General features: G+C 43.7%; 11 protein-coding genes. 4 read left to right on the forward strand and 7 right to left on the reverse strand.

From position 1 onward, the window contains the following. The first annotated feature begins 1 nt into the window (after position 1). Positions 2-1357, forward strand: coding sequence for a RagB/SusD family nutrient uptake outer membrane protein (locus tag EPX21_RS00700; protein WP_134087755.1), 1356 nt, complete (start codon positions 2-4; stop codon positions 1355-1357). 84 nt (positions 1358-1441) lie between these two features. Here the strand turns inward: EPX21_RS00700 and EPX21_RS00705 are convergent, their stop codons facing one another. Both EPX21_RS00705 and EPX21_RS00710 read right to left on the reverse strand, forming a co-directional pair. Beyond that, positions 1442-1741, reverse strand: coding sequence for a hypothetical protein (locus EPX21_RS00705; protein WP_134087756.1), 300 nt, complete (start codon positions 1739-1741; stop codon positions 1442-1444). 127 nt (positions 1742-1868) lie between these two features. After that, complete coding sequence (locus EPX21_RS00710; protein WP_134087757.1) at positions 1869-2375, reverse strand: MauE/DoxX family redox-associated membrane protein; 507 nt, start codon at positions 2373-2375, stop codon at positions 1869-1871. 401 nt (positions 2376-2776) lie between these two features. Here EPX21_RS00710 and EPX21_RS00715 point away from each other — a divergent pair, with 401 nt between their 5' ends. Then, positions 2777-3346, forward strand: a complete 570-nt coding sequence (locus EPX21_RS00715) for an RNA polymerase sigma factor (protein WP_134087758.1) — start codon at positions 2777-2779, stop codon at positions 3344-3346. A gap of 21 nt (positions 3347-3367) precedes the next feature. Beyond that, positions 3368-4681, forward strand: coding sequence for a FecR domain-containing protein (locus EPX21_RS00720; RefSeq protein WP_240768434.1), 1314 nt, complete (start codon positions 3368-3370; stop codon positions 4679-4681). A gap of 197 nt (positions 4682-4878) precedes the next feature. Here the strand turns inward: EPX21_RS00720 and EPX21_RS00725 are convergent, their stop codons facing one another. From EPX21_RS00725 to EPX21_RS00745, 5 genes are all read right to left on the reverse strand, one after another. Further along, a complete protein-coding gene (locus EPX21_RS00725; RefSeq protein ID WP_134087759.1) occupies positions 4879-5877 on the reverse strand; it encodes a DUF5712 family protein in 999 nt (332 codons plus the stop codon). Between the two features lie 6 nt (positions 5878-5883). Continuing rightward, a complete protein-coding gene (locus EPX21_RS00730) occupies positions 5884-6438 on the reverse strand; it encodes a BfmA/BtgA family mobilization protein (protein WP_134087760.1) in 555 nt (184 codons plus the stop codon). Further along, complete coding sequence (locus EPX21_RS00735) at positions 6431-6754, reverse strand: hypothetical protein (protein WP_134087761.1); 324 nt, start codon at positions 6752-6754, stop codon at positions 6431-6433. Before EPX21_RS00735 ends, EPX21_RS00730 begins: the two co-directional genes overlap by 8 nt. Then, entirely contained in the window at positions 6747-7022 is a 276-nt protein-coding gene (locus tag EPX21_RS00740) for a helix-turn-helix domain-containing protein (protein WP_134087762.1), read from the reverse strand. The genes EPX21_RS00735 and EPX21_RS00740 overlap by 8 nt, the downstream gene beginning before the upstream one ends. A 130-nt stretch (positions 7023-7152) precedes the next feature. After that, the gene (locus EPX21_RS00745) at positions 7153-7905 is read right to left on the reverse strand and encodes a hypothetical protein (protein ID WP_134087763.1); all 753 of its coding nucleotides are present in this window, start codon (positions 7903-7905) and stop codon (positions 7153-7155) included. Positions 7906-8182: 277 nt separating this feature from the next. Between EPX21_RS00745 and EPX21_RS00750 the strand changes: the two genes are divergently transcribed. Continuing rightward, the gene (locus tag EPX21_RS00750) at positions 8183-9676 is read left to right on the forward strand and encodes an AAA family ATPase (protein WP_134087764.1); all 1494 of its coding nucleotides are present in this window, start codon (positions 8183-8185) and stop codon (positions 9674-9676) included. Positions 9677-9732 lie beyond the last annotated feature (56 nt).

Raw genomic sequence — 9732 nt, forward strand, 5'->3', positions numbered from 1 at the left:
GATGAAATTATTTACATCACTCAATAACCGATTTTTCACCGTGTTGGTTCTTTTGGCAGCGACATCCTGCCAGAAGGAGTTTTTGGCAGAAAAGCCGGACAGGGCATTGTTGGTGCCCGCGCAATTGGAGGACTTCAGTGCGATACTCGATGGAGTTCAGGTTTTCAATCAAGATTATCCGGCATTGAATAGTATAGCATCCGATGATTTTTTTATTACGGATGATGGATTGCAATCGCTGGACTTTGTGGAACAGGCAGCATACCTTTGGGACGCTTCGATATTCACCGGTCAAACGGCTGTGGCGGATTGGAATTACCAGTACAGCAAAATATTCCATGCAAATGTGGTACTGGATGGCTTGTCGGAATTGGAGGTTTCGGGTACGAACGAGCAGGAATACAACCGAATCAAGGGAGCGGCATTGTTCCATAGGGCATATAGTTATCTCGAATTAAGCCAGCTATTTGCCATGCCATATATTAGCTCAAACGATGCCTGGAACCCCGGTCTGCCGCTTAAACTTGAATCCGATATCAATACCCCTGCGGTACGGTCAAATTTGTCGGATACCTACGACCAGATTTTGCGTGACCTGAACGAGGCCGAACAATTACTACCTGTTACCTCCGAGTTCCCGACACGACCAAACCGGCTTGCCGCATGGGCATTGCTGGCACGCATCTACCTGAGCATATCGGATTATGATAATGCACGGCTGTTTGCCGACCGGTGTTTGCAACAGCACAATACGCTTTCTGATTATAATTCTCTTGACACCACGTTGGACAATCCCTTTCCGCACGTCCTTACCGAGGGTAATGAGGAAGTGATTTATTATGCTACACGGATTAATTATTGGTTCTTTTCCTCCGCCCGTATGGGGGTGGATTCGAATTTGTACAACAGCTACGATGAAGAAGATTTAAGGAAAGACCTGTTTTTTACGGCCCGTGATGAAAATATCCATTCATTGACCGGAACGTATACCGGAGAAAACAGCTTCTTTTCGGGGCTGGCGGTCGATGAAATCCTTTTGATACGAGCGGAATGTTCAGCAAGGACCGGTGATGCGGATGCAGCTATCCGTGATTTGGATTATTTGCTCCGACACCGTTACCGTGAATCATCTTACATTCCTTTTCAGCAGGAAAATGATTCCGATGTTTTGGAGAGAATCTTGCAGGAACGGCGGAAGGAGCTTGTTGGCAGAGGGATGCGTTGGAGCGACCTCCGCAGGCTGAACCGTGAAAACGGATTTGAAAGTACATTAGTCCGTAACGCTTTGGGAAACCGCTATGAACTTTTGCCAAATTCCCCGCAATATGCCTTCCCTTTTCCGGATTACGAAAACTGACACCAGCTTGTTTAAACTAAAAAGGTTATAGCCGATAGCTACTATGCGGCTATAACCTTAATGATGAATGATGTGGTGCATTGCTTATGGCGCAACATATCCATTAGCTGTACCAAATTGGATTCCGTCTGTTTCATCGTCATTGGGGTCCTGTCCCTCTGGGTAGAGCCTTTTACAATCCTGGGCCCCTGATGAACAGCCTGCTGATGGGGTTGTCTGTACCCATCCGCCGGATTGCCTGCGTCCCCAAAGCACTTGGTCTTGCGCAATTTCTACCTTTTCAGGCGTAAAGCCCACAGCAAGGCCACCTGCGACCAAAAGACCGCCAAGCGCTATGGCGTTCACCTTCTTAATTGCTTCCTTTATTTTTCCTAATATATTCATGGTAATAATTATTGTGGTTGTCGTTTCTATGTTTGACAACAACCGGGTTAATGCCGGTCCGGCCTACGTGGCCTTGGCCGGATGGGCACGTTCTGTAGTCCTATTTAATATTTTGCGGGGAAGGCCATTAACCCTGCGCTAAATTTTTCATATATTCCTTTTTTAACCTCCTTTTTCTTAATCCAAACCATGTATTTTTTATCTGTGTCCAAGTTTCTTTTAGTGTCCAGCCTTTTTCAAGTCCTATTCCCCGGTAAGCAAGGAACATGAACAGGAGATTGAAAGCGAAATGCCATTCGTATGGCAGGTTATTCAAAATACCTCCGCACGCACAAGGGGTACGACCGAATATCATGCTCAATGCGATAACAATATATATCGTGAACATTGTGAGCAGTCCCAATGAAGCCCCAAATCCGACTAACCGTGTAGGCCGGATAACGAGCAGAACGACAATGATAAACTCAATCACCGGAACAAGCCATGTAAGCACATCTGCAACAGCATTTGGAAAAAGCTGGTTGCGCATGTCGATTTGCGATTGTTCATAATCCCAAAGCTTACTGAATGCCGCATAAAAAAACATGGAGGCAATAAGCCCTGCCAAAATCTTTAACCATTTTTCCTTTTCCATATCCGCTTAATTTTGTCTACAGGGTTAGGTATTTGAGTTTTGTGCTATTACGTAATATGTCACACTATACTGTACCCATACTTCATTTTAGAATCCTATGACGATCATCCATATTCAAGGAGTCGGGTATAAGGATAACGTAAGGGCATACCCTACCATTGTTGATTTTTCAATCAATTATCTGTTAATCAATTAGTTATTTTAAATTTTTATTGTTTTTTATGTTTTTCTCTGTAAGTTTGTGTTATCTACTTAATACTATCAAACTGCTCTCTATACTTAACTTGCAAAAAAGCAGGTTCGGTACCGTATAAATTTTAACTTTTTTCATATATAATTGAAAACCAGATAAATAAAAAATTTATTAATTGGCTTTCAGTCCGTCAAAAAACGATGTGATCATGGGAAGAAAACCCGGACATAGCGATGCCGAGCTTTTCAGGCAACTGGTAGATCAGCCCGATAGGGCCCTGGAAGCCATTTACGATCGGTATGGCGGTCTGCTAATGGCATATCTGAGAAATTTCATCCGCAAGGATGATGATCTGATCAAGGATGTAGTTTCCGAAACATTGATGGTGGTATGGAAAAAGAGGGAAGAAGCTGCGGAAAAAAAGAGACCCTTGGAATGGATGATGCGCGTGGCACATAATATTGCCCTGTACAGGATCAGGGAGGAAACTAAACGTGGTACTGAACCGCTGGAAGGGTATGTTTGGGTGGCTGATGGTAATCATGCCGATAGCGAACTGGAAAGCAGGGAGTTGTACCGGCTTATCCGGCAAGCGGCAGAAATGCTTACACCGAAAGAGCGGATGGTTTTTTTCCTGATCAAGATGGAAGGCATGACAAACAGGGAATTGATGAAGCGGCACAATATGGCGGAACAGACGGTAAAGAACCTGTTGACCCAGGCATTGAAGAAAATCCGAAAATCATTGAAAGATGTACTGGGCACAATTTTTATTTGAGGGGATTATAAAGCAAATAATATGATTCACAAACCGGAATATGTGAAGGAGCTGATGAGGAAACAGTTAGAGGGTTCGCTCACCCCCATCGAAGCTGCGCAGCTGGAAGCCGCACGGAAGATCTACGATGACGGGGAATTCATCCGAATGGCGAGTGAGGTCTTGCAGGCGACGGAAGGGGAACGCTCTGATGATCCGTTGAAATACTGGAAACCCGACTTTGCCAGGATTAAGGAAATAGCGGAGCGTGGGCGGCGGAACCGCAACGGGCAACTGCTAATGTTTTTGAAGGTCGGAGGAGCGGCTGCGGCCGTTGTATTGCTGGTTTTGCTGATTGGCCACATGACAGGTGGTAGGCAACCGTCTTTCGATCTGCCCGAAGGTGAATGTGCAGGTCTGCCCCGCGATATGGACATCCCGGCATCCGAATTTGCCTGTACCGTCCGGTGGGGCGATTCTTCAGAAGTGAGGATTGGCAGTGGAGATAGCGGGGGTATCACACAAATAGGTACTATAGCGGTTAGCAAAAACAGGAAAGGCATATTGAAACTGACTCGGTTGGCACAGGCATGGGATACCGATACAGGCATGCATGATATCTCGGTGGCTACTTCAGCCCGCCAACAATGTATTGTTGAATTACCGGATGGCGTGCGTGTACGGCTTAACGCGGGTTCTGAGTTGCGTTTTCCGCTCACCAGATCGGGGGGCGGGAGGATGAGGCTTTTGGGCCAGGCCCATGTACGGATGCCCGGCAGAAATAGCACAATAAGGTACGTCATTGAAACCTCTAACACCCTCCTGGAGTCGTATGGTGGGGATTTTACGGTGCTGGCACTGGAAGGCTATACAAGGACGATGCTCATGGGCGGCAGGCTGGTGGTACGGACCGGAAAAGAAAAACGACAGCTTGAATTGGATTGCTACGGTGCATTGGGCGTAGCCGTGAGATATCCCCGACAAAAAAAGGACGTTTCAGCAGATTCCCTGTTCTATTCGCCGGACGGCAATCCAGGAGAAGAACTGGCCTGGACAAAGGCCCTCCGTACGTACAAAGACGTGCCGCTACGGCAATTCGTTGCGGAGACAAGCCGCTGGCAGGGCTTCCGTGTCAAAAATTTCAACTGTATCCCGGCAAATGCACGTATCAGCACATCGGTGTGCTATAAGGCTCCGATGAATGAAATCTTTGCCGCAATCCGGGATGCAGGCGTATCGCTTTATGAAAGCAAGGGTATGGTAAGTTTCTGCGATCCGGATAAGAGTACCATAATTCAGTGGCTCAGGCGAACTATCCCGAAAAGCGTGACTTCTACTCTATACACACGGACGTGAACGGTAGTTTTGGTAAAACACTACACTGACGAGAAGATCCAGATTATATTTTGTTCGACTGCGCAAGTGGCGGCCAACTACCTGAACTGTTGCGGATAGATGAGGTGGGAAAAAAATTGATAAAAGAATTTATCGTTAAACCGACCAAAAAGAATAAACGTTTGCGGACTATATGGTCACCGATAAAATTCACACCCCTACCTGTTCTCTCTGTTAAGACCTTGATCGGGATGGAGCCCTTTCTTCTTCCTTCTCCTCCTGCGCTTCTCTTCTTCCTCATTGGGGATTACCGGAGCTGGTGCTTCGTAAACGGGGGCAAGAAGGATGTCCAGCAAAGTTTCTGCTGTCCCTGTTGCTTTGCCGAGTAACTTATCTACGCTCTTAAAACGATCAGCCGTTACATCCCTTGCCAGATTCTGCCACCGTTCTGTGCCTTTCGCATGTTTTTCCTGAAGCTCTTTAACGGTATGTAATTGTGCTTTCTGTTCTGTAGTACCCTTCTTCATTACATTGGCATATATGAAGCTTTCTTTCAGGTTACGCGCAAAGCCAAAAGAATCATCGAACAGTGTTTCTCCCGATTGCTTAAAGGCACTTCGGTCAAATTGACCGAGTTTCTGGGAGTGTATTCGGTTCTTTCCCCTAGAGGTATTGTCGGGGCTCAGTTTTATCTTATCGGTAATGTCTTTGCGGCTGACGATGACCTGCACATGCATCTGCCATCCTTCCTTGCGTTCGCCTCGTTTTTTTGTGCCGTTCTTTACTTCTTTGTCGTTATAGCCGTAATAGCGGTAATTTTCCAGTTTGCCGAACCAGAGGAGGTCTTTATGGCTTTCGATGCCGGGGCGTTTAAAATTCTGCGCATACCCATCCATCACCTTAACGGCATATTCCTTCAGTTTTTCTTTGGCGCCTTCTTCGCCATATTTTTCGGCGAGGAAAGCCAGCTCCTTTTGGCTGGGGCTGATATTGATCAGAAAAAATTTGCTGTCCCTTCTCCCCAATTTGGCAATATTTCCGTCTATTTTCATGCGTACCTGATGCGGGAGTACATCATTGACCGCACCATTGAACCAGTTTTCGGCTGGCTGCCGTTCCCTGCCGTCTATCTTGTTCTCCTTTTCCAGATAATTGACCAATGTGCCGCAACTACCTTTGTTGTCGCCTTTTTCTGAATCGGTGATATTAATATACATAAGCCCTTATAGATTTTTAAGTGAATTTCTGCAATGAGCGGCAAGCTCTTCCTTTTTTGCCTGCGATACAGGCCATCCGAGCGATTCCCGTTGCCTGATATAATATTCCAAAATTTCTCCGGATTTTTTCTTCAGCATCCTTTTTTCTTCCTGTGCCGCATGCATTTTTTTTAAAAGTCCTGCTATGCCCGTAAACCAATGCAGGTACTCCGAATGCCATTTCGGGATTTCTTGCTGCATGGACTTGATCTCCGAAACGGCTGTTTGCTGACCTATGAGTATTTTCAGGATTTTTGTGGTTTCACCGTACATTGGGGCAAGTAAGTCATTCTCCTGCTGACGGATGAAGGAGAGGATACGGTTTATACCTGCCGAAAGCTCCCTTTTCAGCATTTCATCGTTCAGGTCGGCCGGGTCTTTCCTGCTCCGGTAGAAATAGTCGATCATCTGGATGACCACCATTCTTTTGGTACGTCCGAGTTTCAGCGCCAGCTTGGTAAGTTGCTGGTCCACCTGTTCGGAGAAACGTACGGATCGGGTGTTTGCGTCCTGCCTAACCATTTTTCTTCCCCTTGCTTTCAACAATGAACCTGAAACGGCTCCCTTTTTCGGGATTCCATGAGGGATGATATTCTACATAACCGTAGGCCACCAGTTCTGAAAGGCACTTGTGGTAGGTAGCGATGGAACGTATCCTTGAAAACCGCATCAGCTTTTTTCTGCTTGCCTGAAAACAGGCCAATTCGCTACCACAATCATGGTAATAAAACATGGCCATGACCAGCCCGACATGTGAGGGCAAAAGGCGCCTGTCATCCCCGATACGTTCAAAGAAACCGCAGAAAGCATGTTTTGGATTTTCGCTATGTCTATCCATTTCCGTTTCCCCCTTCCATCATTCTCCTTACATCGCTGGTCCTGTAATACATACTGCCACCTATTTTCCTGTAGGGGAGCGCACCAATAATACGAAGGTTCTGCAAGGTGCCGGGCGATATGTTCAGCAGCTTGCGCACATCCGCACTTTTAAGCCACTCTTTTTCATTGCTGTTTATGGGAGGATTCTCTTTGAGTTTTCTGATCGCTTCCAGTATTTCCTCTTTGAACGCATGTAGGTCTTCTTTTGTTAAAATGTCAATTTCCATAATATCCGATTTTTGAATTAGCGGTCGGCATAAATCTGCTGAACCGATAAGGCAAAATTGGGGGATAATACCATGGGTTGGATGACCAACGGAAGCTGTTGGTCATGTTCGGATATTGAACGGGCTGGCTTTATTTCTCTTTCCTTGGAACGATCAGGAACAGCTTTTTATCTTCCGGGATCTTTACGCCCTTTTTGGCATCCTTGCTGTCCTTTTGGACAAAATAGTTCCGCGCGCTGTTAATAGGGATGTCCTTTCCTTCATAGGTAAAATACTTTGCCACGAGCTTGTAGTAGGGACTGTCGTAATCCGCTTTTAACAGCTTCCTGCCATTTGGGAGAGATAGATTTTTCAGTTGATGTAGCAGGTCCATGAAAGTTGGCAGATGGTCATCCTGGATCATTGCCTTAACGGATACCTCGAATTCTTCCAGCTCAGCAAGCCTGCTTCGCAAGGACTCGATTTCATACTGCTGTTCGGCAATGGTTTTATCTTTTTCTGAAATGAGCACATCGTTCGGCCTAATGTTCCACCGGTCACGCTTTGCGATACATTCCAGAAAGGCAGTTAACTTCTCGATATCGGATATATGCAGAGCGTGCTTTAATGAAAATGGATCCTGCGACCGGTAATAGGCGATCCTGTTTTCGGCGATATGCCAGACATGTTTCAGGAAGTCCTTTTCCGTTCCAGTTTTCTTTGAGAGGTAATATTGCAGGTGGAACAGGTAATAATCTTCATATTTAACCGCGTCAAGACCGTATATTTTTAGAAGGAAATGATTGTCCGCATAGCCTTTTTTTAGGCCGAGGATATTACCCAACTCATAGCGATGTGGGTGGAAGTCGAACGATTTCCTGGCTTTGAAATATTCTGCTGACATAACCCAAATTTAATAAAAATACATCTTATAGTTCAGGCATTTAATGTATTATAAATATACTACAGCACATTTTAGATCATAAGTTGTTCAATAAAATGGTATTATTTGGATAGACTGGCCACACTTTTCTTATGAAAAATGTAAGTGACATTAAACTCCATAAGTACGGTTTATATACAATGTGTCATCTAAAATATACTATTAACAACTTCATTATTAGAGCTTTGAAATATTCATAAATATACGTTACTTAGTGTGATTAAAAAGACTAGCCTATATGAATTTAGAATATTTGAAACTTAAAAACTTTCGGGGATATACTCAAGAAACAATTATCCCTTTTTCAAATTTGACTGCATTTATTGGGAAAAATGACGCAGGAAAATCCACTATTTTAGAGGCATTAGAGATTTTTTTCAATAACACAAATGTGTCATGCGAAAAGGATGATTTAAGCATAGATGCAGTAGGTAATAATATTGAAATTTCATGTGTATTTAGGGATTTACCCGAGGAAATTATCATTGATGCTGCTGCACCAACATCCCTTGCTGGAGAACATTTGTTGAATATGGATGGGAGGCTAGAAATCAAGAAAATTTTCTCTGCAACTGCGGCTAAACCAAAAGATAAGATTTATATAGTATGTAATCATCCCTCTGCTGCTAACGGTGGTGATTTGTTGGATTTGAAAAGAGCAGAACTTAGAATCAGGGCAGATGAGATGGGGATAGCACAAGGGGATTATAATAGAAATGTGAATTCTTCGATCCGCCGAGCAATATGGGATGCCCTAGGAAATCTAGAGCTTACAACTACAGAGCTGCTTATAGATAAAGAGGACTCTAAAAAGATATACGAGACTTTAAAAGGATACTTGCCAGTTTACGCTTTATTTCAATCAGACAGACAAAGTAAGGATGAAGATAAAGAGGTTTCTGATCCAATGAAGATTGCAGTTCAACAAGCGCTTCAGGAATTAGAAGCAGAACTCGGCCATATTAAGATGCAAGTTAGAAATAAAGCAATTGAAACCGCAAACAGAACACTAGCAAAGCTTAAGGAAATGGCACCCGAATTGGCCAAGCAATTAATACCTGAATTCAAAACTGATCCTAAATTTGACTCTCAATTTAAGTTGACAATCAAATCTGAAAATGACATTCCTATCAACAAAAGAGGTAGCGGAGTTAGGCGTCTAATATTGCTAAATTTCTTTAGAGCAGAAGCTGAAAAAAGAAGACTGAGTAACGTTAACAATAGAATTATTTACGCTTTTGAAGAGCCTGAGACATCACAACATCCTGACCATCAGGAAATGTTAATTAAAGCTTTCATTGAATTGTCAAACGCACCAAACACACAAATTATACTTACAACACATACCCCTGTTTTAGCAGGTTTGTTGCCTTTGCCAAGTCTTAGGTTTGTAAATACCGAAAATGGAACTCGGGAAATAGAATCAGGTAATGATGAGGTTTTTGAAAAAATTTCTAAAACTCTTGGATTACTACCTGATCCTATTTCTAAATCTGTCAAAGCATTATTGTTAGTTGAAGGAAAAGGCGACGTAACATTTGTTAACCATACTGCTCAGATGTTAAAAGATGCAGGGTATTTAACACATACTTTTGAAGAGAAGCATATTGCAGTAATACCGATCGGCGGTTGTGGAAATCTGAAACATTGGAAAACTCTAAAATTGGCAGAGCAATTTAATATACCATGGTGTATACTTCTTGATTCAGTGTACGTCTTCAAACTAAATTAGACACATTAGGATGAAACCTTAAGGAGACTTTCGAGTTATAAATTTATTAATTTTTG

The sequence above is a fragment of the Olivibacter sp. XZL3 genome (assembly GCF_004368405.1).
GTDB lineage: Bacteria > Bacteroidota > Bacteroidia > Sphingobacteriales > Sphingobacteriaceae > Olivibacter.